Origin of the sequence: Flavobacterium galactosi (genome assembly GCF_048158585.1) — a bacterium.
Lineage (GTDB): Bacteria > Bacteroidota > Bacteroidia > Flavobacteriales > Flavobacteriaceae > Flavobacterium > Flavobacterium galactosi.
In genome coordinates this window covers 20429-45867 of sequence record NZ_JBLNKV010000008.1, presented here as the reverse complement: position 1 = coordinate 45867, position 25439 = coordinate 20429, and the positions used below count along the sequence as shown (strand labels likewise).

The 25439-nt window shown below is 36.6% G+C and carries 20 protein-coding genes and 1 pseudogene; 10 read left to right on the top strand and 11 right to left on the bottom strand.

Annotated elements, in window-relative coordinates; genetic code table 11:
- The first annotated feature begins 19 nt into the window (after window positions 1-19).
- The gene (locus tag ACM55M_RS15880; RefSeq protein ID WP_416858657.1) at window positions 20-952 is read left to right on the top strand and encodes a dihydrodipicolinate synthase family protein; all 933 of its coding nucleotides are present in this window, start codon (window positions 20-22) and stop codon (window positions 950-952) included.
- Window positions 953-1105: 153 nt separating this feature from the next.
- Here the strand turns inward: ACM55M_RS15880 and ACM55M_RS15875 are convergent, their stop codons facing one another.
- From ACM55M_RS15875 to ACM55M_RS15825, 11 genes and pseudogenes are all read right to left on the bottom strand, one after another.
- On the bottom strand, window positions 1106-2371 hold the full coding sequence (locus ACM55M_RS15875) for an MFS transporter (RefSeq protein WP_416858656.1): 1266 nt from the start codon (window positions 2369-2371) through the stop codon (window positions 1106-1108).
- A 96-nt stretch (window positions 2372-2467) separates the two neighbouring features.
- Window positions 2468-3183 (bottom strand): annotated as a pseudogene (locus tag ACM55M_RS15870) (DUF3826 domain-containing protein).
- A 72-nt stretch (window positions 3184-3255) separates the two neighbouring features.
- A complete protein-coding gene (locus ACM55M_RS15865; RefSeq protein ID WP_416858655.1) occupies window positions 3256-3510 on the bottom strand; it encodes a hypothetical protein in 255 nt (84 codons plus the stop codon).
- 199 nt (window positions 3511-3709) lie between these two features.
- Window positions 3710-5491, bottom strand: a complete 1782-nt coding sequence (locus ACM55M_RS15860; protein WP_416858654.1) for an L-fucose isomerase — start codon at window positions 5489-5491, stop codon at window positions 3710-3712.
- Between the two features lie 92 nt (window positions 5492-5583).
- Window positions 5584-6891, bottom strand: coding sequence for an L-fucose:H+ symporter permease (fucP, locus tag ACM55M_RS15855; protein ID WP_416858653.1), 1308 nt, complete (start codon window positions 6889-6891; stop codon window positions 5584-5586).
- A 22-nt stretch (window positions 6892-6913) separates the two neighbouring features.
- A complete protein-coding gene (locus ACM55M_RS15850; RefSeq protein WP_416858652.1) occupies window positions 6914-7378 on the bottom strand; it encodes a MaoC/PaaZ C-terminal domain-containing protein in 465 nt (154 codons plus the stop codon).
- 81 nt (window positions 7379-7459) lie between these two features.
- Entirely contained in the window at window positions 7460-8533 is a 1074-nt protein-coding gene (locus ACM55M_RS15845) for a Gfo/Idh/MocA family protein (RefSeq protein WP_416858651.1), read from the bottom strand.
- A gap of 4 nt (window positions 8534-8537) precedes the next feature.
- Window positions 8538-9761: an extracellular solute-binding protein gene (locus ACM55M_RS15840; RefSeq protein ID WP_416858650.1), complete on the bottom strand. Its 1224-nt coding sequence runs from the start codon at window positions 9759-9761 to the stop codon at window positions 8538-8540.
- Window positions 9761-10900: a CaiB/BaiF CoA transferase family protein gene (locus ACM55M_RS15835; protein ID WP_416858649.1), complete on the bottom strand. Its 1140-nt coding sequence runs from the start codon at window positions 10898-10900 to the stop codon at window positions 9761-9763. The genes ACM55M_RS15840 and ACM55M_RS15835 overlap by 1 nt, the downstream gene beginning before the upstream one ends.
- Window position 10901: 1 nt before the next feature.
- Window positions 10902-12047, bottom strand: a complete 1146-nt coding sequence (locus tag ACM55M_RS15830; protein WP_416858648.1) for a CaiB/BaiF CoA transferase family protein — start codon at window positions 12045-12047, stop codon at window positions 10902-10904.
- Window positions 12044-13192 (bottom strand): ABC transporter substrate-binding protein, encoded by a 1149-nt coding sequence (locus ACM55M_RS15825; RefSeq protein ID WP_416858647.1) that lies wholly within the window; start codon window positions 13190-13192, stop codon window positions 12044-12046. Before ACM55M_RS15825 ends, ACM55M_RS15830 begins: the two co-directional genes overlap by 4 nt.
- Window positions 13193-13850: 658 nt before the next feature.
- On the opposite strand from ACM55M_RS15825, the gene ACM55M_RS15820 reads away from it, so the two are divergent.
- The 9 genes from ACM55M_RS15820 (at window position 13851) to uxaC (ending at window position 25427) form a co-directional block, all read left to right on the top strand.
- Window positions 13851-15296, top strand: coding sequence for an MFS transporter (locus ACM55M_RS15820; protein WP_416858646.1), 1446 nt, complete (start codon window positions 13851-13853; stop codon window positions 15294-15296).
- A gap of 243 nt (window positions 15297-15539) precedes the next feature.
- Window positions 15540-16973 carry a GntP family permease gene (locus ACM55M_RS15815; protein ID WP_416858645.1) on the top strand — a complete coding sequence of 478 codons (1434 nt, stop codon included), beginning with the start codon at window positions 15540-15542 and terminating at the stop codon, window positions 16971-16973.
- Window positions 16974-18515, top strand: a complete 1542-nt coding sequence (gene garD, locus ACM55M_RS15810; protein WP_416858644.1) for a galactarate dehydratase — start codon at window positions 16974-16976, stop codon at window positions 18513-18515.
- Window positions 18516-18548: 33 nt separating this feature from the next.
- Window positions 18549-19472, top strand: coding sequence for a 5-dehydro-4-deoxyglucarate dehydratase (locus tag ACM55M_RS15805; RefSeq protein ID WP_416858643.1), 924 nt, complete (start codon window positions 18549-18551; stop codon window positions 19470-19472).
- 78 nt (window positions 19473-19550) lie between these two features.
- Window positions 19551-21086, top strand: coding sequence for an aldehyde dehydrogenase (NADP(+)) (locus ACM55M_RS15800; protein WP_416858642.1), 1536 nt, complete (start codon window positions 19551-19553; stop codon window positions 21084-21086).
- Between the two features lie 121 nt (window positions 21087-21207).
- Window positions 21208-22200 carry a Gfo/Idh/MocA family protein gene (locus ACM55M_RS15795; protein ID WP_416858641.1) on the top strand — a complete coding sequence of 331 codons (993 nt, stop codon included), beginning with the start codon at window positions 21208-21210 and terminating at the stop codon, window positions 22198-22200.
- 180 nt (window positions 22201-22380) lie between these two features.
- Window positions 22381-23217, top strand: coding sequence for a 5-dehydro-4-deoxy-D-glucuronate isomerase (gene kduI, locus ACM55M_RS15790; protein ID WP_416858640.1), 837 nt, complete (start codon window positions 22381-22383; stop codon window positions 23215-23217).
- A 6-nt stretch (window positions 23218-23223) separates the two neighbouring features.
- The gene (locus tag ACM55M_RS15785; RefSeq protein WP_416851127.1) at window positions 23224-24009 is read left to right on the top strand and encodes a gluconate 5-dehydrogenase; all 786 of its coding nucleotides are present in this window, start codon (window positions 23224-23226) and stop codon (window positions 24007-24009) included.
- A 17-nt stretch (window positions 24010-24026) separates the two neighbouring features.
- Entirely contained in the window at window positions 24027-25427 is a 1401-nt protein-coding gene (gene uxaC / locus ACM55M_RS15780; RefSeq protein ID WP_416858639.1) for a glucuronate isomerase, read from the top strand.
- Window positions 25428-25439 lie beyond the last annotated feature (12 nt).

The window sequence follows — 25439 nt, the reverse complement described above, 5'->3', positions numbered from 1 at the left end:
ATAAATAAATTTTAGCATAATGACAACACAAACAAATAAACAAGCTTTTAGTGGAATTATTCCTCCAATGGTAACTCCTTTATTATCAGACAATCTTACATTGGATATCAAAGGAGTTCAGCATCTTGTAGAACATTTGGTTTCGGGAGGTGTTCACGGGATATTTATTCTGGGGACAACTGGCGAATCAACGAGTTTAAGTTATAAAACAAGAGAGCAACTCATTATTGAAAGCTGCAAAGCTGTAAATGGAAGAATTCCTGTATTTGTAGGTATTACAGATACTTCAATTGAGGAAAGCATCCATTTGGCCTTAATTGCTCAAAGAGTAGGAGCTGCGGCTGTCGTTGCTGCACCGCCTTATTATTATGGATTAGGACAGGAAGAGTTATATAAGTATTATTGGAGTCTAGCGGACCAACTTACCTTGCCACTTTTCTTGTATAATATGCCTTCGCACACCAAAATAAACATTGATGTAAAAACAGTGGTTCGTTTGTCCGAACATCCGAACATTATTGGTTTAAAAGACAGTTCCGCCAATGCGGTTTATTTTCAGACGCTTTGTTATTTACTTAAAACAAATTTTAGCCTTCTGGTAGGTCCAGAAGAAATCACGGCCGAAACGGTTTTGAGGGGAGGTAATGGAGGCGTTAACGGCGGTGCGAATCTTTTCCCAAAACTATATGTAGCGTTATACAATGCAGCAGTAGCCAAAGATTTTGCTCGAATTGAGGAATTACAAAACCTGGTGATGGAAATTAGCACTAAAATTTACACCGTTGGATCTTATGGTTCCAGTTATTTGAAAGGACTAAAAGGGGCTTTGTCAGCATTGGGAATTATTAATGGAAATATAGCGCCGCCTTTTACCACTTTTGACGAAAAAGAAATGACAAAAGTGATTGCAAACATCAAGGAAATCGAAGCTGAGATCGCAAAAGTTTTGTAATTCGAATTACTAAAAAAATAAAAATTAACCATATAAGGGATATAAGTTCACATAAGCTAAAACTTAAATGAACTTATATCCCTTATATGGTTTTAAATCGGAATATTATTGTTTGAAATAAAAGTCAGTGAGACAATATTTATACCGATTTTATTAAGATTTAGCAATTTCCTCCGTCATGTTTGCCGTTTTTGGATGCAAAGTAACAAGCTGTAAAATAATGGCAACAACGACCACGATGGTTAATAATACGAATATATGTCCCATTCCTCCGCTATCAGCAGCTTTTCCTAAATATTCCGTTATAACAGCTCCCGCAGAAATACCGACTAAGTTCATAATACCATATCCAGTAGCGCGATAACGGGGTGATACAAACTGGCAAAGAATAGGCATATTATTAGTGTCAAAGACACCAAATCCAAGACCAAAGAGCATTCCTCCCGTTAAAATAGCTTCCAGACTGGTGCCATTACCCAGTAAAAAGAGTGCCGGAATCGTAAGAGTCAAACCGATTACGCTTGTGTAGATGCGTCCTTTAAGGTTCTGCATCACCCATTTGTCTGAAATAAAACCACCAATCAACACCCCTACAAACGATGACATTGCGATGGTTACGGTAGCCATAGGACCTGCAAGTGACATATCCAGATGTAGCGTTTCGGAGAACAATGTCGGCAACCAGTTTTTGGCCGCCCATCCAGGCAGACTCGGAGCCGAGAAATAAAACAGCAAAACCCAAAAAGAGATATTACCGAATAAGATGCCCAGCCCTTTGAACATTTGCCTAAATTCGGTTTTCATCGATAATTTTTGGGAGGTATCAAAAACATAGGCTTTCTTTTCTTTTATGAAAAAAATTAACAAAATACTGTAAATAACACCAATCAGACCGACGGAATGAAAGGTAAAATGCCAAGAAAAATGTTCAGAAACAGTAGCGCCAAATCCGCCCAACGCTTGCCCAAGGTATATTCCGGTAGTATGAATGGCTATGGCAAAAGAGCGTGTATTGCCTTGGTGGTAGTCTGCTATCAACGATAAAGCGGCAGGAATATAGAAAGCCTCGCTGACCCCCATGATAGCGCGTAATACATATATTTGGTTGAAAGTAGTCGCGTAGCCCATGGCCATCGTAACGCCAGACCAGACAAAGAGACTGCAAACAATCATGTTTTTTCGGTTCATCCTGTCAGCAATGATTCCGGAAATTGGGCTCATCAACGCATAAATCCAAAGAAAAATAGCCATTAGACGACCAAAGTTTTCAGCCTTGGCTAATTCAGGAATATCAAGCATCATTGCCGGTTTCATAGTAGAAAGCATCTGGCGATCCAGATAATTTAACAATGCCACAAACCACAATAATCCAACAACTATCCAAGGATACGATTTCTTTTCACTCAATTTTGCAATCATACGGTATGTACTAATAATTAATTTAATTATTTTTTTATCTATATTGTCTGTATTTTGCCGCGAAGTGGCTGTTAATTTATATTCCTATTTATAAATTTATTTGCTTGTTTTTTCAGCAGCTTTTTTTGCTTTTATGGCATCGGTGAAAGCTTTATACATTTGCTTCCAGTTGCGACCATTGTTGTTTAAATACTGCTTGATTTAGTTTTGTAAATTTCGAAGATAGCCGATATTTGTTTCATGCTCTTATAATCGACAGCTTGTTCACGGGCTTGTTTCATATATTTGAGAATAGTTTCCTCTTCCAAGGCCGTCATGTTCGGAACGATGGATTTATAACCTGCCATAGTAAATTGAACTTTTCCAATAGTATATTTATCCAAGATAAGCTCCACTTGGTCCTCCTTCAGCTCTTTGCGAAGTCCTGCCATCAGATTTTCATGCACTGTTTTTGGCATGGATGATTGGGAGATAATCTGTCTTTCCAAATCGCTGAGTTGTTGTCCCGTTGTTGGGTTGATTCCGGCAGGTACTATAGTTCCGGGATGTTCGTTGTTCCAGTCGCGAACTGCTTTCAAATGGGTAACGATTATGGTCTGGAGTCGCTGTTCTTTTGAAGTATCATTCAAATTTAAGGAAGTCACCCATTCGGCGGCTTTCTTTTCTTGTTCCAGATTAGAATTGGCTTGTTTTTCTTCTTGGGTCAATTCCTTTTTCTGGGTTTGCTTAGCGTCAGTTTGTTCTTGTGCTGAAGTAGTATTCGAAAGGAATAATGCAAATAATGATGCTGTTAAGATGATTTTATTTTTCATGGTGTTAATTGAATTTAATGTTTTTATATGGAAATGTATAGTAGAAACGGATTACAAATACACGAATCAGTTTTAAAATTCCGATTGTTTGTATAAATATCCAAAAAATAGAACTAGCAAAATAAAGACGAAATCAGTTATAATTCGGGTATTTGCTTCTTTAGAATTTTCTTTGAAAGCTTTTATTATTCTCAGTATTAATAAAGGAAGCACTATAATGAGCAAAGCCCAATTTATGTAATCTTTTAAATTTCCTTTCGGAATAAAAAGGACTATTAAAGATATGGCAGCAAAAATCCAGACAAAATTATTTTTTATTTTTTCCATTTAATCGAATCTTTTATTTTTCTTACAAAACTTAAAAGGCTAGTTCGGTATTTCAAACTAGCCTTTTGTTTTATTGTTGAATGCTTCTGGGGTTTGCGTTAGGGATGGGAGCGGCATCCTTTTATGGAGCGATAGCGGAATAAAAGATATAGTGTACAGCCCGACCCTTGTGGTAACGCCCAAAAAAATCCTCTAAATTTTATTCATACAATGCCTTGTAAGTAGCGCAAGCTCTATAATCAGAAGATTCTGGATCCATGCCAAAAGACGCCCAAGCGCTTGGTCTGAAAATCTTTTCTTCGGGAACATTGTGCATGTTTACCGGGATTCGGAGCATGGCTGCCAAAGTAATTAAATCAGCACCAATATGTCCGTAAGTGAAGGCGCCATGATTGGCTCCCCAATTGGACATTACGCTATAGACATCCTTGAACGGCCCTTTGCCAGTTAAGTTGGGAACAAACCAAGTCGTTGGCCAAGTTGGATTGGTTCTTTCGTTGATCGTGTTGTGCACGTCTTCAGGAAGTTCGATAGTTTTTCCTTCGGCGATTTGCAATACGGGTCCGATGCCTTTCACGATATTGATTCGGCACATAGTTACAGGCATTTCTCCTTTGGTTTTAAAAGTGGAAGAATAGCCACCACCTCTAAAATACTCCAACATTCCTGGTCCCCAAGAGGTGTTTTCTAAACATTTTTCAACTTCGTTTTCGGTAATGTCCCACCATGGTTTCATGGCTGGTTTTCCGTCTATGGTTTGTTCACCTGTTCCGTCTAATGCAGAAGCTCCAGAATTAATAAGATGTATAAAACCGTTTGCAGCGTCTCCTTTTAGTTCGTGACCAGTCACTCTTTTTACGGCTTCAGGACTCCAATAGGTTCTAACGTCGCTAAAAATTTGGGCTGCTCCTGTTAATAAATGACCAAACAACATCGAAATTCCGTTCAAACTGTCATTTTCCGTAGCCAACATAAAAGGTTGTCGGATCCCGTTCCAGTCAAATGATGAGGTTAGAATGGCTTCCATAAAATCACCATTTGGAAGATGGTCTGTCCATTGTCTTTGCCCTTGGAAACCACCCGAAATGGCGTTTCTTCCCAAGGCTTCTTCGCCATATCCTAATGCTTTCAACTTCGGATTTCCAATCATCAAATCACGACCGATTAAGGCCATTTTCACGACAAATTCCCAATCTTTGTCTAATTCGGCTCTTGATTTTTGTCGGTTCTCCGGATTGTAATCTTTTCCTTCTTTGCATTTTTCTTTCGTCCAAGCAAAAGCTTTTTCGTATTCTTCCTTGTCGTAGATTTCGTGTTTAATTCTTCGGGAGAATTCGGTCATGTCGATGTTTTCACAACGCATTCCCAAGTAGCTTTCGAAGAAATTTGGGTCAATGATAGAACCCGCTATTCCCATGGAAACGGCTCCCATAGATAAGTATGATTTTCCTTTCATCGTAGCTACTGCCAATCCGGCTTTTCCAAAAAGCAATAATTTTTCTTGGACATCGGCGGGAATACTGGTGTCATCGCTGTCTTGAACGTCTCGCCCATAAATACCAAATGCGGGAATCCCTTTTTGGTTGTGACCTGCCAAGGCTGCGGCTAAATAAACAGCTCCCGGGCGTTCGGTTCCGTTGAAACCCCAAATTGCTTTTGGAATCATTGGATCCATATCGATGGTTTCGCTGCCATAACACCAACAAGGTGTTACGGTTAAACTCAAGCCAACACCTTCTCTCGAAAACTTATCGGCGGAAGCAGCGGCTTCGGCAACGCCTCCAATGCAGGAATCCGAAATAACACATTCCACTTTACTGCCGTCAGCATGTCTTAGATTTTTTTCCAAGAAATCAGCGGCGATTCTTGCCATATTCATCGTAGATTCTTCAAGCGATTCTCTAACGCCATCCAATCTTCCGTCAATTACGGGTCTGATTCCTATTTTGGGTAACTGTCCAATTAAATTTTTATAATTCATTATATTATTTTTTAATTTTTAGTTTATTTTCTTTCGGTTTAACTATTTGATAGATAAGTTTTACCAATTTAATTTATTTGTTATTCAGTAGGTTAACTTGAAATGGGTTGTTTTACTTTATGCCCAAATAGTCCAAAATAAAGGATTATTAAAAAACAAACTAGAGGAATGATGTATCCGGCTTGGATATCATCGTGTTTCATGTCGATTAAAGTTCCCATACCGTAAGGAAGTATGGCGCCACCTACAATGGACATCACCAACCAAGACGAACCTGTTTCGGTATTGGATTTTAATCCTACCAGACCCAAAGAGAAAATAGTGGGGAACATAATTGACATGAAAAATCCAATTCCACCCAGCGCATAAATAACATAAATCCCTGTTCCGTAAATCGCAACCAAACATAGGAAAACACTTATTACACAATAGATAGAAAGCAGCACGGAGTCTTTGACGAATCTTAAAAAGAAAGTTCCAATAAATCGGCCTGCCATAAACAGAAAGCCATAAATACCAAGATAATATGCAGCTGTTCTTTCGTCTAAACCAGCGCCTTGTTGTGCTATTCTTATAAAAAAGCTCGTGATGCAAACCTGAGCTCCTACATAAAAGAATTGCGCAACGACTGCCCAGCTTAAATGAGAAAATTTTAAAACAGAGAAAAAACCGGGTTTGATTTCTACCTCAGTATGTTGCGGTTTCATCGAAGGCAAGTGCATAAAATAAAATAATATGGCAACCAAAACCAAGATGCTTCCTAAAATGATATACGGTAATTTTACGGCAGAAGCTTCTTCCAATAAATAGGCAGCTCTTACGGTATCCGACATTGCAGCCATTTGTTCTGGTGTATTGGTTTTTCCAGACAGGATAAATAAAGATCCTACAATTGGAGCAACCATTGCTGCCAAACCATTAAAAGATGCGGCAAGATTTAACCTTTTAGAAGAAGATTCCGGTGGGCCTAAAATCGCAGCATACGGATTGGCGCTGGTTTCTAAAATTGTTAAACCACAACCAATCACAAATAAAGCGAATAAGAAAAGTTCGTAGGTTCTGGTGTTTGCGGCTGGCACAAAAAGGAATGCCCCTGTTGCAAAAACCAATAGACCTATAATGATGCTGTTTTTATAACCAAATCTTTTAATCAACATTCCGGCAGGAATCGCCATAATAAAATAAGCAAAAAACACAGAGGTATCAATCAAAGTTGATTGACGGTTGTTTAATTCACACGCTTTTTTTAAGTGTGGAATTAAGATAGAATCCAGATTGTGTGCCATTCCCCAAAGGAAAAATAAGCTGGTAATTAAGATAAAAGGTAAAAGGTATTTTGCTCCCGCTCCCTTTTCTGCCGGCACTTCATGTTGGTCGCCAATTTGATTTGTTACTTGCATGGTTGTATTTATATTTTTAAGATTATTTCCTTTTCACTAATAATAAATGATCACAGACTAACACCACTTCTCCTTTTTGATTAATGATTTCTACGTGTTCTGTAACGGTGCCCATTTCGGGTCTTTTTGCATCTCCTTTTTCAGAAATCGTAATTTCGGAATGAATAGTATCACCTATGTGTACAGGTTTCACAAATCGCATGCGGTCATATCCTTTAGAAAATGCTTCGGGATTAATTTCGGATGCTGTTAACCCGATACCAATGCTGAAAACCATGGTTCCATGTGCAATACGTTGACCAAAAGGTTGTGTCTTACACCATTCTTCATCCATGTGATGCGGAAAAAAATCGCCTGTGTGGCCTGCATGAACTACAAAATCGGTTTCGGTAATGGTTCTGCCTAATGTTACTCGTTTATCGTCGATTTGATACTCTTCGAAAAAGGTGGATTTAAAATACATATTTTTGTTTTTTTTATTCACCATATAAGGTATTTAAGGTCATTTAAGTTGCTACTATATTTAGCTTATAAGTCCTTAAATGCCTTATATGGTTTAAATTATTTTCTATAATTCATCTAAGGAAACGCCGCTATTTTTATTGCTGATATAACAAGCTTCGACCACTTTCATGGTTTCTAATACGTCTTGTACACTGGTATGTAATATTTGATCAGAGCCTTCTTTAAAGCGCATCAAATTTGACATGGTACCGATAAAAGCCTCCGGAAACCAAGAACCTTCGAGCTCTATTTTTTTCCATTCATATTCTTTTTCATTTCCTTCAATGGGTAGCGCATATTCAAATATGTCCGCCAATCCATCAGGATAATTCATCAACAAGCCCATTTTAGCTTTAATTGCACCTTTTGTCCCTTCCCATTTAATGTAGCTTTCTTCATGTTTAGGACCAAAATGATGATCATGATTGGTATTAATTACCACATGCATCGTTTCACCATAATCCAAAATAATACTTGACCTACTCGAAGATAATTTTTTTAATGGATGTTTGGCGGTTTTTGCCATTACGCTTTTAGGATTTCCTAAAAAGGAACGAATGCAATCAATGTAATGAACACTATGAAAAAGGATTTCTAACCGTGGATGTTCCTTGATAAGTGGGAACAATTCCCATGGGGTATTGACAGTAACTTTGAATTCCAGGTCATATAATTCCCCAATAATTCCTTGATTGATAATATGTCTGGCTGCACTGACAAAAGAGGCAAAACGCAATTGGAAATTTATCGCAGCCACTAATTTTTTTCTTTCGCAGACGGCTACAATTTCACGAGCCTGTGTTAAATCGTTGCCCATCGGTTTTTGAATAAGAACCGCAGCGCCATCTGGCAATTGCTCTAATATTTGGATGTATTGATCGGGCAGAACTGTGATGTCATAAACAGTGTTTTCGGGTGCGTTTTTTACCGCATCAGCAACGTTTTCAAAAACATGCTCTATTTTGAATTTTTGGGCAAGATCATGCGCCTTTGAAAGTGTTCTGTTTGTAATACCAAAAACTTTAAACCCAGCCATTTCATAGGCAGGCAGATGGGCATCTTTGACAATTCCACTGGCTCCAATAATGATAATGGGTTGTTGCGTTTCAGGCAATAATGGTTTATAAGGGATATTCATGTCTTTAAATAATTTTTTGAATAGTATTTTGCGTTTCTTCCAAGAGTTCTCCAGATGGAATATCGCTTTCTAATGCTTTAAGTACCATTTTGTCTATCAATTCGGCTACTTTCGGCCAAACAGGAGTTTGTGGTAACGTTAAAGCGTGTTCATGAAGCATTCCTAATTTGTGATAAAAGGGAATAGTCTCATTAATTTCGGAATCATTCCAAGTGGATTTGCGACAGCCAATTCCTCCTTCTTCCGTTAATAATTTATCACCTTCAGGCGTGGTGGCAAATCGTAGAAAATCATATGCCAATTTTTGATGTTTGCTTCCTGTTCCTATGGTGTATAACCAATATACATTAAGCGAAGCCGTTTTATGGTTTTTATCATGGGGAAGTTCCGTAATATCTACTTTGCCTTTTACTTTTGATTCCTCAATTACTTCACACATCGAGGCAAAACCAAACCAATTGATTGCCAATGCAGCTTCTCCTTTGGCGAAAGCCATTCCTGCTTCTACGGAACCAAAATCTTTTGATTTGGGATGAACTGCGTTTTTATTATTGACTATATTTCTGTAATAATCTAACGCTTCAATTGCTGCAGATTGGTTAATGTCAATTTGATTTTGAGCATTTAATAACGATCCTCCTCTAGTCCATAGTTGTAAGCAAAAATCAAAAACCATGTTGTGACCGTCAGGGTAATTTGCAAAAACACATCCGTAAAGATTCTCTTCGGGTCTGTTGAAAAATTCTGCTATTTTGGTAAATTCTTCCCATGTTTTTGGAGGATACAATTCGTAGCCAAATTGTTTTTTGAAAGCTTGTTGTTCAACTTTATTTTCAAATAAATCTTTTCTGAAAATCAAACATTCCGGACCGTCGTGAAAAGGTAATCCATACGTTCCATTATTAATTTGCTGTAAATTCAACAATGATTGATGCCATCCGTCAGGATAATTTTGGGGGGTATTTTGAGCAATGAATGGTGTTAAATCTTGAACTGCTTTTTCGTTTACAGCGTCAAATATCCAATCTGTATTCATGTGCGCAATATCCCAGCTTCCATTTTTTAAACCTTTATTTGTGATGGTTTCTTCATACAAGTCATGCAACTCTAACGGAATCATTTCGGCTTCAATGCTTAGGTTGTTTTTTAGGCAAAATAAGTCCCATAGCTTTTGTAAGGTACTTTCAAAAGGTCCGAATTTTCTGACTGCTATCCTTATTTTTCCCATTAGCAATTAATAAATTCTTTTAAAATTTTCTCATTATCCTGTCCTAATTTTGGGGAACCTTTACTTGAAGTAAAAAATTCTCCATCTATTTTGATAGGGCATCTTGTGGTTTTATACGAATATCCATCTATCATTTGAACTTCCTGTACGAAATCTAAAACTTTAAAACCTTCTTCGGCAAACAATTGTTGGTAGTTCAATACACTGGCGCACCAAATATCTGCGGGTTCTAAAATATTCAACCAAAACTCAGTACCCTGAGTTTGTAAATGTGTGGCCAGAATATTTTTGATTTCGTCTCTTAAACCAAATTTATTCTCCGGAAATTGCAAAAGTGCCTCGCATTTTAAAAGGGAAGCCAAAACGGGAATGGATCCCATGGCTAAAGCCAAATAGCCATTGTTAGTTTTATAAATCCCGTATGGAGCTCCTAAATAGGCATGTGCATTGTTGCTTTTCGTCCTTACGGGTAATTCTCCGCCGTCATTAAAATAGGTGGTAATGGTTTCAAACTGAAAATCAAAAGCAGATTCCAGCATACTCACCTGAACTATTGCTCCAATGTTATGAACAGCTTTTCTATATAAAGCCGCTAAAATTCCTTGTGCCAAATGGGCACCTGCAAGCATATCTACGATGGATAAACCCATTGGTACAGGACCATCATCTTGATTTCCGCTTAACCATGTCAAAGCAGTCAACGATTGTAATAATAAATCCTGTCCAGGCAAATCTTTTAATTCGGATTTTGTACCGTAGCCAGAAATTTCTGCATAGACTACATTTGGATTAATTTCTTTTACAATATCATAGCCTAAACCCACTCGTTCCATCACTCCGGGTCTGAAATTATGCATCACCACATCGGCTTTAGCCAGCAGTTTTTTTAATTTTTCGAGTTCAGCGGGCTGTTTAAAATCGATGGCAAACGATTCTTTATTCCTGTTGATGGTATGAAATACGGAAGATTCTCCATTCATTATTAAATCAGAAGTATATAAGGTGCGGCAGATGTCTCCTGTGCCGGGTTTCTCAATTTTTATAACACGTGCACCTAAGTCAGCTAGTCGCAAACTGGCTGATGGGCCGGAAAGAAACTGGCTAAAATCTACTATTAAATAATCTTCTAATGGTTTCATTTTAATAGTTTAAAAATTGTTGGTGTATTTGTAAATTGTCTTCTCCAACTTTAGGCGCAGCTTTCGAGCTAGTTAAAATTTCGCCGTCCAATTGAATAGGACTTCTGGTAGTGACCAATGTTGCTCCAGCCGAATTTTTTACGGTTTGTTTCAATTGCAAATCATTCACAAAAGACTGATTGTTTAAGTCGTTGTAATCCAGTACTTTTCCGCACCAAACCCCTTTGCTTTGTAATAAGTTTAACCAATATTCAGATGTTTGAGTACTTAGTCTGGCACTCAATAATTCTCTTATTTCATCTCTCGAAGCAAACCATTGGTGCTTGTCGGTATATTCTTTTAAATCTATTTCTAGAAGTGTCCCGATGAAAAGTAAATTTCCCATGGCCAATGATATATAGCCATCTTGGGTTTGATAAATTCCGTAGGGGGCGCTTAGAAAGGCATGTGCACTTCCTTTAACATCTCCTCTTTCTGGCAATTGTCCACCATCATTCAAAAAGGAGGTAATCGATTCGAACTGTATATCCAAAACAGATTCCAGTAAACTCACTTCTACCAAAACTCCTTTTCCTGTCTTTGCTCTTTTGAGTAATGCGGTTAAAATTCCTTGTACAAAATGGTTGCCACACATTAAATCGGCTACTGCTAAACCAAAAGGAACGGGTCCCTGACTTTTCCTGCCACTTAACCAGCTTAGTCCGGATAGGGATTGTAAAAGTAAATCTTGCCCGGGTTTTTTAGCCCATGGACCCTTCTCGCCGTAACCAGTGATTGTTCCATATATTACTTTGGGATTAATAGTTAATGCGTCCGCAAAAGTTAAACCTATTTTATCCATTACGCCCGGTCTAAAATTATGGGTCATAATATCTGCTTTGGCGATAAGTTTTTTCACTAAAACCAAATCCTCCGGATTTTTGAGGTCGGCGGCAAAAGATTCTTTATTTCTATTTATTGTGTGAAACAACAAGCTGCTTTCGTCAACAAAAAGATCTTTGATGCTGAGTTGTCTGCAGGCTTCCCCTTTTACAGGGCGTTCAATTTTTATTACTCTTGCTCCTAAATCGGCTAATTTTAATCCCGCTGACGGACCTGCCAAAAACTGGCAAAATTCTAATACTACTAATCCTTCTAATGGTTTCATGTAGTTTGTAAGTTTAAAGACTTCACATAAAGCGCATTTAATGCTGACAAAACAACGTCTTCGTTTCCGCCATTCATCAAGTAATCACGAACAACATCGCCTGCATAATCTTGAAAATACATGTGTCCGGAATATCTTGGACGCAAGAAAGCTCGCTCCAAGGCTGGCAAAGTGTTTTTAAAATAGTCGTGGGTCAATTGATTGATTCTGTCACTTTTCCAAGCTTGTAAGTGACCTGGTTGTCCGCCATTGTCGGAAAATATATTTTGTTGAACTTGTGATGAAGCTGTGAATTCCGCATATTTAATTGCTTCGGGAATATGTTCACTAAAGGAGGAAACTGCTAAACCTGTACCTCCTAATGAGCTAATCATAGGTTGGTTTTCTAGACTTACCAAATCATAAAAATGAAGCAGTTTTCTGCTGTACCCTATTCTGGAATAATTGGAATATCCATATGCAAAAGGGCAGTAGGCTATTTCGTCCGAGTTTACCATGGCTTCATAAACCTGAATGGGATTCCTGTTAAAATTAGTGACATCAATTAATTGTGCTAATTCTCTAAACATTCGTAATGCCTTTTTTCCTGTTTCTGGAGAAATCACTTTTTCTTCAGATTGAAAAGGAGCTTCGCCAAGACTGCAGCAATACATGTAGAAACTCATTAACACATCAACTGGAATTCCGGCAAAAGCCACCAATCCTTTTTTGGCTAAAGCCAATAAATCGGCATAAGTTTGAGGAACTTTTAATCCTTGTTTCTCTATAATATCCAATCGAGCCGCTGCTACCGGAGTTGCCGCGTCTATTGGTAATGCCCATAGTTTATCGCTAAAAACATAGCTTCCATAAGAACGGCCAACAGTATTTATTTCTTGGTCCTTTATATAATCTGGAGAAAGGTAATCCGATAGCGGAAGGATAGCATTTGTTTGTGCTCCAAAACCCGTCCATGGATGGTCAATAACCAGCAGGTCGAATTTTTTGGCTAAATCTTCTATGGAAGCATCTGCGAATTCTTGTAAACTCCTTTTTTCCCAGCTAATCTCGATTCCTGGATTTAGTTCGGTAAAACGCTGAGCTGTTGCTACCATTGGTAACAAGCCTCTGGTGTGATTCCAAGTTATTCCTTTTAATCTCTTCATTTTTTTCTTGTAATTAGTATTTATGGTGTCACTGTTATTTGTAAAAAAGTCAAAATGACAATTACAAATGTAAAAATAAGATTGGATTGTGCAATACTTACAAATGTAAATATGACACTTTAGTATATGCGTGTTGATGGTTTTGTTTTGTTTTTACCCCTTTCTAAGCCTCGAAAGACTCTGTTTAGTAAGAAGCTGAAAAGGAAAAAGAATGATTTTTTTCTTCTTAAAAGAGTAAAACCTTGTTTTTATTACAAAAATAAAGCGCTTTACTTGTCTGATTTTGTGGAATATATAATTTCAACTACGGTCCGATTTATTTGAATTAACTAATTTTATGTAAATTTTATCTTTAACATTTATTTTTTAAAATGTTTAATTTAACAATGTTTTTTTTATATTATATGTTTATTTAAGCTACAAATTTAAAATAATATTTAAAAAGTTTGGAATATAAATATTAAAAAGTATATTTGTGCAATCGATTACATTACGTATTAATTCGATTTAAAGTTTCATGTAAAACGGTCTAACTAGATTAGTGTTAGGACAATGCTTTGTTTTTAAGGGATGTTCAGTTCTATTGGAGCGATTTTAGTAAATCAAGATGTAATCAAAACTAATTTAATATTTTAACTTTCTATAAATAATTGAAATTATGAACGAAAAGAATAAAGCTATTGGTAACTACCGCTGGTCAATTTGTGGTTTGCTTTTTTTTGCAACTACCATCAATTACTTGGACAGACAAGTGCTTTCTTTAACATGGAGCGATTTTATTGCCCCTGAATTCCATTGGACCAACAATGATTATGGAAATATTACGGCATTATTTTCGATTTTTTATGCAGTATCTTTATTATTTGCAGGAAGATTTGTGGATTGGTTAGATACTAAAAAAGGATTTCTTTGGGCTATCGGAATATGGTCTATAGGAGCTTGTTTACATGCATTTTGCGGTATTGCAACCGCAGGGATAATAACGGGTGAATGGTTCGTTGGTTTTGAAGAAGCGAAAGAATTAATTCGCAATGTTAATGATACCGGGATGGTAATTAATGTGAGTGTTACCTTATTTATTTTTGCTCGTTTTGTTTTGGCTGTAGGTGAGGCTGGAAATTTCCCTGCCGCTATTAAAACAACAGCTGAATATTTCCCAAAAAAAGACAGAGCATTCTCTACAAGCATCTTTAATGCGGGTGCCACCGTTGGCGCATTAGCCGCGCCAATATCTATACCATTTATTGCAAAATCTTTTGGTTGGGAAATGGCGTTTATTATTATAGGAGCCTTAGGTTTTGTTTGGATGGGATTTTGGGTTTTTATGTATGATAAACCTGAAAACCATACAAAAGTTAGTTCTGCTGAACTAGAATATATCCAGCAAGATGATATTGCCGATAGTAAACTTGAAGGATACGTGCCTGAAACGGCTACCAAAGTTTCTCTTATGGATTGTTTCAAGTATAAGCAAACTTGGGCTTTCGCTTTTGGTAAGTTTATGACAGATGGTGTGTGGTGGTTTTTCTTATTCTGGACTCCTGCTTATTTAAGTTCAGTGTACGGAATGGATTCTACTGAAGCCGCTTTACCATTATTTGTTTTATACATGATTACCTTGCTTTCTATTATTGGAGGTTGGTTGCCAACTTATTTTGTGGAAAAAAAAGGAATGAATCCTTATGAAGGTAGAATGAGAGCCATGTTAATTTTTGCATTCTTTCCATTATTAGCATTAATTGCTCAACCCTTGGGGCATATTAGTTATTGGTTGCCAGTAATTATAATTGGTATTTCAGGTGCAGCCCATCAATCTTGGTCAGCAAATATCTTTACAACTGTTGGAGATATGTTCCCGAAAAAGGCAATCGCTACCATTACAGGTATTGGTGGTTTAGCTGGAGGTATTGGCTCTACTATGATCAACAAAGGTTCGGGACTGTTATTTGATTATACCAAAGAAACTAATATGGCTTTTATGGGCTTTCAAGGGATTGAAGCTGGGTACTTTATCATTTTCTCTATTTGTGCGGTTTGTTACTTAACAGGTTGGATTGTAATGAAATCACTAGTTCCTAAATATGCTCCAATTACGGATTTGTAATATTTAGTTCATTATAAGCCGCTTTTTACTGATTGAAAACTTAGAGTACGCCATAATTGGTGCTATTCTGAGGTTTAAACCTATAATTTATATTTATTGAAAAGCGACTTGTTTTCAATTCAACTTAAGGGATTGAAATGAAAATTTTTGTCGCAATAATTTTCAATGAAACCAAATTTGCAGTAAAATAGAATTTCACAGAAACAAATTAAATTTAGATAAATAAAGTAATTAATTTATTATATGGATCCAATTTTTATCATTTTAATAGGAACTTTAGTAGTCCTTTTTTGCATCATCGTATTAAAGCTACATGCTGTTATTTCTTTGTTACTCGCAGCCTTAGTTACCGGTTTGTTGACTTCTTCAGACCTTATTTATGAATATGCGATTCATAAAGGAATGTCAATCCAAGATTCTCAGTCGTTGTCAAACGAGGGGATTGGAAAACGATTAGCGGACGCCTTTGGGAATACCAGTGGAAAAATAGGAATTTTAATCGCTTTAGGTTCTATTATTGGAGCTTGTTTGATGAAAAGTGGCGGTGCTGAGCGTATAGTGCGCAGTTTCTTGGGATTGTTTGGAAAGAAGAATGCTTCATTGGCTTTAATGTGCGGTAGTTTTTTATTGGCAATTCCGGTATTCTTCCAAACCGTATTTTATCTGATGTTGCCTTTGATAAAAAGTTTAGGAATCCACAGTCCTAAAAAATACAGTCTTTATTTAATGATGGTTATTGCCGGTGGAGTTATGGCGCATTCCTTGGTGCCGCCAGCTGCAGGGCCATTGTTTGTTGCTCAAGCCTTAGGTATTGATACCGGAACCATGATTATGGGAGGGTTTATTGTTGGGATATTCACTAGTTTGTGTGGGTATGTTTATGCACTTTGGGCTAATAAAAGATGGAATTTACCGATGCGGGATACTCCAGATATCAGTATTGATGATCTGAAAACTTTAGCCGAAAAAGACAATTCAGAATTGCCAGGTTTATGGATTTCTGTTATGCCGGTCATACTGCCCTTAATTTTAATTACGGTCAATACTTTTTCTGAAATGTCAAGCAAAGTAGATCAGGCCAGTTTGAGTTCGTTTGAAAAGTACTGGAATTCGGCTTTTGCTATTTTAGGGGATCCTAATATTGCATTGGCAATTTCTGCAGCAATAGCGGTATTTTTATTATGGTCAAGGCTGAAGGATACTAAGAGTTTTCAAAAAGTAATCACCGAGTCTATAAGTAGTGCCGGAGTGATTATCCTGATAACCACTTCAGGAGGTGTATTTGGTAAGATGCTGGAGCAGACAGGAATCGGAATTAGTTTAGGAGGTTTGGCGGCAAGTTATCAGATGGCTGTTTTGCCTTTAGCATTTTTTATAACGGCTGCAGTTCGAACGGTACAAGGTTCAGCAATGGTTGCGATGGTAACAGCTGCGGGAGTTATGAGTGGTATTAGTAGCACAGGTCTGGAATTTAATCCAGTTTATGTAGCCTTGGCTATAGGTTGTGGCTCCAAAATATTCACTTGGATGAATGACAGTGCTTTCTGGATTGTAACCGAAATGTGTGCGATGGAAGAAAAGGAAACGATTCGTCATTTTTCTTTTCTGTCAATGGTTATGGGATTTTCGGGTTTAATTCTAATTATGATTCTTTCAAAATTTTTACCTTTTATTTAAATGCAAGCAACAAATAACATAGTAATTAAAACTACTCCATTAGATAATGTGGGAATTGTGGCTAATACTCTTGGTTTAGCTGAAGGAACTTTACTTCAGGACGGAATAAAGTTGTTACAGTATATTCCATCGGGACATAAGGTTGCATTATCCGATATAAATAAAGGTGGAGAAATTATCCGATACGGTCAAACTATTGGATATGCAAATAAATTAGTTAAGCAAGGAGAATGGATAGAGGAGTCTAAAATGGACTTGCCGAATCCTCCTGATTTGCAATTTATTTCCTTATCAGAGAACAGTATTGCTGCTGTAGAACCTTTGGAAGGATATACTTTCGAAGGGTTTCGAAATTCAGACGGTAGTGTAGGAACCAAGAATGTTTTAGGGATCACCACCAGTGTTCAATGTGTGGCCGGTTTAACCGAACATCTGGTAAAGAAAATTAAACAAGAATTACTTCCCTTATATCCAAATGTAGATGATGTTGTAGCACTCAATCATTCTTATGGATGTGGTGTGGCTATCAATGCACCTGCAGCAATTGTTCCAATTAGGACCATTAAGAATATTGCAGCAAATCCAAATTTTGGAGGAGGAATAATGATTATAGGATTAGGATGTGAAAAATTAAGGCCTGAAAGCCTTTTGCCTAAAAACAATGACGATTCTGATGAATTTACCAGTATAACCTATATGCAAGATGAATCCTTTCATGGATTTAATGATATGGTGAAGGGAATTATGAAAACTGCCGAAACCCATTTAAAAAGCTTAAACAAACGTAAAAGAGAAACTTGTCCTGCCTCAGATTTAGTTGTAGGAATGCAATGTGGAGGAAGTGATGCCTTTTCAGGTTTGACAGCTAATCCAGCTGCAGGGTTTGCTACAGATTTAATAGTACGAGCGGGCGGAAGCGTTATGTTTTCCGAAGTAACCGAAGTGAGGGATGCCATTCATTTATTAGTCCCAAGAACAATTAATCCTACAGTGGGAAGAGCACTTTTGGATGAAATGAAATGGTATGATGATTACCTTTTGCAAGGTCAGGTAGATCGAAGTGCAAATACAACACCGGGTAACAAATTAGGTGGTTTGAGTACAATAGTAGAAAAAGCGTTGGGATCTATTGCAAAATCAGGGAAAAGTCCAATAGTGGATGTACTTGGACCTGGTGAAAAAATTCGTAAAAAAGGATTGTCTTTTGCTGCAACACCCGCCAGTGATTTTGTTTGTGGTACGCTGCAATTGGCATCAGGGATGAATATGCATGTGTTTATGACGGGTAGAGGAACACCTTATGGCTTGTCGATGGTTCCCGTTATTAAGGTGGGGTCAAATTCTAAATTAAGTCAAAGATGGTTTGATTTAATTGATTTGGATGCAGGACAGATTGCATCAGGTGAAAAAACAATTGAAGAAATGGGTTGGGAATTATTTTTCTTAATTCTGGATGTAGCCAGCGGAAAGAAAAAGGTTGCCTGCGATATATTAGGATTGCACAATGATTTGGTTTTGTTTAATCCAGGACCACTGACATAGAAATTGAATATAAATTTTTAAACATTATTTACAATGGAATTATCTTATACAAGAATTGAAAATGCATTACGTGATGGATTATTATCTTTTCCAATAACGGATATGGATGAAAATGGTCAGTTTAACGCAGTCACTTTTGCCGACAGATTGGAATGGTTTGTAAGCCATGAAGTTTCAGCTGTTTTTGTAGCAGGGGGGACAGGTGAATTTTTTTCCTTATCTAAGGAAGAATACAAACAAATCGTTGGCATAACTTCTAAAATTGTTAATGGAAGAGTACCAACTGTTTCAAGTGTTGGAAGAAGTATTCCCGAAGCCATAGAGTTTGCAAAAATAGCAGAAGAGGCCGGTATTGATGCTTTGCTTCTAATGCCACCTTATTTAACAGAATGCCCTCAAAGCGGAATAGTGGAGTATGCCAAAACGATAATGCAAAACACAAAATTACCGGTGATTTATTATAACCGTGGTAATGGGGTCTTGTCAGGCGAACAGATCAAAAAATTGGCAGATTTATGTCCAAATTTTATTGCTTTGAAAGACGGAACCGGAAACATAGAAGAATTAAATGTTACAATTAAATCAATAGGAAGCCGCTTAGTTTATATTGGAGGCGTACCAACTGCAGAAATTATTTCGGAAGCGTATCTGTCAATTGGGGTAAATACGTATTCTTCAGCAGTATTTAATTTTGTTCCAAAATTGGCAAATCATTTTTATAAGTCACTTAGAGCGGGGGATACTGAAAAAGTCAACCGAATAATAAAAGAATTTTTTGTTCCTTTTATTCGCTTAAGAAGTAAAAATCAAGGGTATTCTGTGAGTTTGATTAAAGCAGGTTGTCAATTAATAGGCAAAAGTGCGGGAGATGTTCGTGCGCCATTAATCATGCCTTCAGCGGAGGAATTATTGGAACTTCAAAAAATTATTGATAAAGAAGAAGAACTTCTGAATTAATATAAAGTCTCTCAAAAAGCTAATTTTCTTTAACCGCTGCTATTTGCAGAAGTTAATAAATCCTATAAAAAAATACAAATGAGTAATCTTGGAAAATTCTACGCAGTAAATCCAACCAACAATGAATTATTGGACGGAGAGTTTATAAATTCAACGGAAAGCCAGATTGATGCTGTGGTAGAAAAAGCTGTTAAAGCTTTTGATGTTTACAGAAAGAAAGATAAAGACAGTATCGCTAATTTCTTAGAGCGTATTGGGGAAGAAATTTTAAACCTTGGAGATGCTCTTTTAGAAAGATGTCATTTGGAAACCGCGTTGCCATTGGCAAGATTACAGGGTGAAAGAGGAAGAACTATTGGTCAATTAAATTTATTTGCTTCCGTTGTAAGAGAAGGTTCTTGGGTAGACGCTCGTGTTGATACGGCTATTCCGGACAGAGCTCCGTTACCTAAATCAGATATCCGACATATGTTATTGCCTTTGGGTCCTGTAGCAGTATTTGGAGCGAGTAATTTTCCCTTGGCATTTTCTGTAGCAGGAGGAGATACCGTATCCGCTTTGGCAGCAGGTTGTCCTGTTGTTGTAAAAGCGCATCCCGCACATCCTGGAACATCAGCAATGGTTGCCGGTGCTATAGAAAAAGCGATGAACACTTGCGGAATGCCTAAAGGTGTTTTCTCATTAGTACAAGGAAATACTAATGAAGTAGGTGAGGCTTTAGTGAAACATTCAGGAATAAAAGCAGTTGGATTTACAGGTTCATTTAAAGGTGGAAAAGCATTATTTGATATCGCAAACACAAGATCAGAACCTATCCCTGTTTTTGCCGAAATGGGAAGTACAAATCCAGTTTTTATTTTGCCGGGAATCCTTAAAGAAAAAGCAGAAGCGATTGCAGCAGGAATGGCTGGGTCAATAACGCAAGGGGTTGGACAATTTTGTACGAACCCAGGCTTGACATTTGTTCAGCAATCGGATGCTGCCGATAAATTTATTGCGGACTTAATTTCTAAAATAAATGAAGTCCCTGCTTCAACAATGTTAACGGCGGGAATTAATGCAGCCTACGATAAAAAAATCAAAAGCACTTTGGAAATTGATACTATTGAAGTAATTGCTACTGGAAAATCAGTGGAGTCGCTAAATAGTGCCGAAGCAAGGATTTTTAAAACATCAATAGCAACGTTCTTTCAAAATCAGGAACTGGCAGAAGAGAATTTTGGTCCGTCAAACATAATTGTAGAAGCACAAACAAAAGAACAGATTCTGGATGCCGCCAGAAATCTTGAAGGACATCTTACGGCAACAATCCACGGCACTGATGCTGATTTTGTTGAATTCAGAGAATTATTTGATATCTTGGAATTAAAAGTAGGAAGGATTTTAATTAACGGCTATCCAACGGGTGTTGAGGTTTGCCATTCCATGGTGCACGGAGGACCATATCCTGCTACTACAGCTTCCCAAACAACATCAGTAGGTACAAATGCAATTAAGCGTTTTGCCAGACCAATATGTTATCAAGATTATCCGGATATGCTATTGCCTATTGCACTCAGAAATGGAAATCCCTTAAATATTTGGAGATTGGTAAATGGCAATTTAGAGAAATAAAAAATTAAAAAAAAGGACAAAGCGAATGCTTTGTCCTTTTTTTGTGTTTAAGAGTAATAAAATTTAAATGCTTAGTTTAGTCCTGTTTTTTATAAAATAGGATAATTTTAAATAAAAAGGAATGGAGAATATAGATCTGAAATCAAAAATAATTCGTTGGGGTATAATTGGTTGTGGTAATGTCACTGAAATAAAAAGTGGGCCAGCGTACCAAAAAACTAAAGGGTTTGAGCTTTCAGCTGTAATGAGACGGGATGTGCTTAAAAGTGCGGATTATGCAAAAAGACATGGGATTGAGAAATCCTATTCAGATGCGGATAGTTTAATTAATGATCCTGAAATTGATGCAATTTATATCGCTACTCCTCCTGATTCTCATAAATTTTATGGACTTAAAGTGGCTCAGGCCGGAAAATTATGCTGTATTGAAAAACCAATGGCGCCAACTTATGAAGATAGTCTGATAATTTACAACGCATTTAAGGAAAAGGATATTCCTTTATTTGTGGCTTATTACAGACGTTCATTGCCAAGGTTCAATCAAGTAAAAAAGTGGCTTGATGCTAATGAGATAGGCGATGTTAGATACATTAGCTGGAATTTAAGCACGCCGGCATCTGATGTTGATTTGTCAGGGAATTACAATTGGAGAACAGATTCTAAAGTAGCACAAAGTGGCTATTTTGATGATTTAGGCAGTCATGGTTTAGACTTATTCGTGCACTTGTTGGGTACTATCAAAGATGTATCTGGTTTTACTATTAATCAACAGGGATTGTATACTGCAAATGATGCAGTAACTGCTTGTTGGGTTCATGAATCTGGAATTACAGGGACAGGTAGTTGGAATTTTGGTTCCGGAATTCGGGAAGACCATGTTCAAATTATGGGCAGTAAAGGCAAAATAGAGTTTTCTGTATTTGATGAAAACCCAATTCGAATGACTACTAAACAGAGCCAAGTGGAATTAGTTATAAAGCATCCGGAGAATGTTCAGCTTTATCACGTTGAAAATATGCGGGAACATTTGCTTGGAAATATGGAGCACCCTTCCAGTGGACAATCAGGATTACATACCAGTTGGATAATGGACAAAATTATCAGGAATATTTAATTTAACTTATTTATTAAGCTGGTTTTATCATATAATTGTAAATAATTTCCTTTAAATTTTATCAAATGATACTAATTATGTTGTTTTTTTTACAGTTGTAACAATTTTTTTTATAAAATATATATAAATTAATACAATTAAAAAGTATATTTGTGCAATCGATTACATAAACTATTTATTATGACAAATTTTTCTTTTAGATACGCCTCAAATCCTACAGACGTAAATAAATATGGAACAAACGAACTGAGAGAACAATTTTTAATTGAAAAACTTTTCGTTGAAAATGAAATACAACTGACTTATTCTATGTATGATAGGTATATTGTAGGTGGTGTAATGCCAGTTGGTGGAAGTTTAAAATTAGAAACGATTCCATATTTGAAATCTGAAAACTTTTTAGACAGAAGAGAATTGGGAATTATAAATGTAGGAGGAAGCGGAACGGTGACTGTTGACGGTGTGCAATATGATTTACAAAAAAAAGAAGCTTTATATGTAGGCCAAGGTTGTAAGGAAGTTATTTTTTCTGGAGCAAACGGGGAGCAACCTTTATTTTATATTAATTCGGCACCAGCGCATAAAAAGTTTCCAAATAAAAAAATTGGAAGAGAAGATGCTGAAATCATTCAATTGGGAGAAGAAAAAACTGCCAATAGAAGAGTTTTAAATAAACTAATAGTAAATAGTATAGTTGAAACCTGTCAGTTGCAAATGGGGATTACGGAATTGTTACCAGGTAATGTTTGGAATACAATGCCGTCTCACACTCACAACAGACGTATGGAAGCTTATTTCTATTTTGATATAGAGGCACCGCAAACGATTTGTCATTTTATGGGTGAGCCTCAAAACACAAGACATATTTTCATGCAAAACCATCAAGCGGTTTTGTCTCCTGAGTGGTCCATTCATTCTGGTGCAGGGACTTCAAATTATTCTTTTGTATGGGGAATGGCTGGAGAAAATTTAGATTATAGTGATATGGATATTTGTCCGCCTAACGAATTAAGATAATTGACGATGAATTTATTTAACTTAAAAGGAAAAAGAGCGCTCATAACCGGAGGAACTCACGGCTTAGGTTTGGCAATGGCTGAAGGTTTGGCAATTGCTGGAGCAGAGCTTGTAATTACAGGGACGACTCCAAGTAAAATGGAAGAAGCGCTGGAGTATTATAAGAGCAAAGGATACACTGTGTCTGGATATTTATTTGATGTGACTGATGAAAAAGCGGCTGCAGAAAATATTGAATTAATTACCAAAGAGTTAGGAGAGATTCATATATTGGTCAATAACGCTGGAATTATTAAGAGAGAATTGGCGATAACAATGCCTGTTAATGATTTTAGAAAAGTGATAGATGTAGATTTAGTTGGACCTTTTATTATGTCACAATTAGTTGCTAAGCAAATGATTGAGCGAAAAGAAGGTAAAATAATTAATATTTGCTCTATGATGAGTGAATTGGGAAGAAATAGTGTTTCTGCTTATGCTGCGGCAAAAGGAGGTTTGAAAATGCTTACCCGAAATTTAGCCACAGAATGGGCAAAATACAATGTGCAAGTAAATGGAATTGGTCCAGGATATTTTGCAACAACGCAAACGGAACCTATTCGAGTTGACGGGCATCCGTTTAATGATTTTATAATTAATAGAACACCAGCTGCACGTTGGGGTAATCCTGAAGATTTAGCAGGTACAGCCGTCTTTTTAGCATCAAAAGCCAGTGATTTTGTTAATGGACAAATTGTATATGTTGATGGTGGGATTTTAGCTACCATCGGAAAACCTTCAAATGAAAATTAATATTTAAGAAATTTATAATGAGCACAAAGTTTATAAACGATAATTTTTTATTAGAAAATAAATACGCTGAAGAATTATATCATAATTATTCTAAAAATCAGCCTATTATTGATTATCACAACCACTTATCACCACAACATATTGCCGAAGATACCATTTTCGACAATATTACAAATGTGTGGATAAATGGAGATCATTACAAGTGGCGTGCGATGCGTACTCTGGGAATAAATGAACAATTTATCACAGGAAACGGTTCGGATAAAGATAAATTCATGAATTGGGCAAAAACGGTTCCGTATACAATGCGTAATCCATTGTACCATTGGACGCATCTAGAACTGGCGCGTTATTTTGATATTTATGATTTATTAAACGAAAAATCTGCTGAGAAAATATATCTTGAAGCTTCCGCCAAAATAAATTCGGCAGAATATAGCACTCAGAATTTGCTTCGAAAAGTAAATGCAGAATTTGTATGTACTACTGAAGATCCAATCGATACATTAGAATACCACCAACAACTGGCGAAAAGTTCTTTTAAAACTAAAGTTAGTACCGCTTTTAGACCAGATAAAGCTATTTTGATTTCAAATGATGGATATAACGCTTACTTAGATACTTTAGGTGAAGTAGCGGGTGTTTCTATTAATTCTTATGCTGATTTGTGTACAGCGTTACTAAACAGAATTGAATATTTTGATAAAAATGGATGCAAACTTTGTGACCATGGTTTAGACCAAATCTATTTTGAAAACTTTACAGAAAGTGAAGTAAATTCAATATTCAAAAAGAAAAGAGAAAATCAAGTAATTAGTAATGAGGAAGCTTTAAAGTTTCAAAGTGCTATTTTATTGTTTTTAAGTGAAACGTACCATCAATATGGATGGGTTCAGCAGTTTCATTTAGGGGCACTAAGAAATAATAATGCACGTATGCATAGAATTTTAGGCCCTGATACAGGATGGGATTCTATTGGAGATTATCCACAGGCACAAAAATTATCAGGTTTTTTAAATGCTTTAGACAGTAAAGATAAATTGACAAAAACAATTATTTACAATCTGAACCCTGCTGATAATGAAGTTATGGCTACCATGATTGGAAATTTTAATGATGGAAGCGTAAAAGGGAAAGTACAATTTGGTTCTGGATGGTGGTTTTTAGACCAGAAAGACGGAATGACTAAACAATTGAACGCACTTTCTAACATGGGATTGATTAGTTGTTTTATTGGAATGCTAACGGATTCAAGAAGCTTCTTGTCTTTTCCAAGACATGAATATTTCAGACGTATTCTTTGTAATCTTTTAGGAGATGAAATTAAAAGAGGCGAACTTCCTAATGATATTGAGTGGATTGGTAAGATGGTTTCGGATATTAGTTATAATAATGCCAAAGAGTATTTTAAATTTTAATCCTTTAAATAA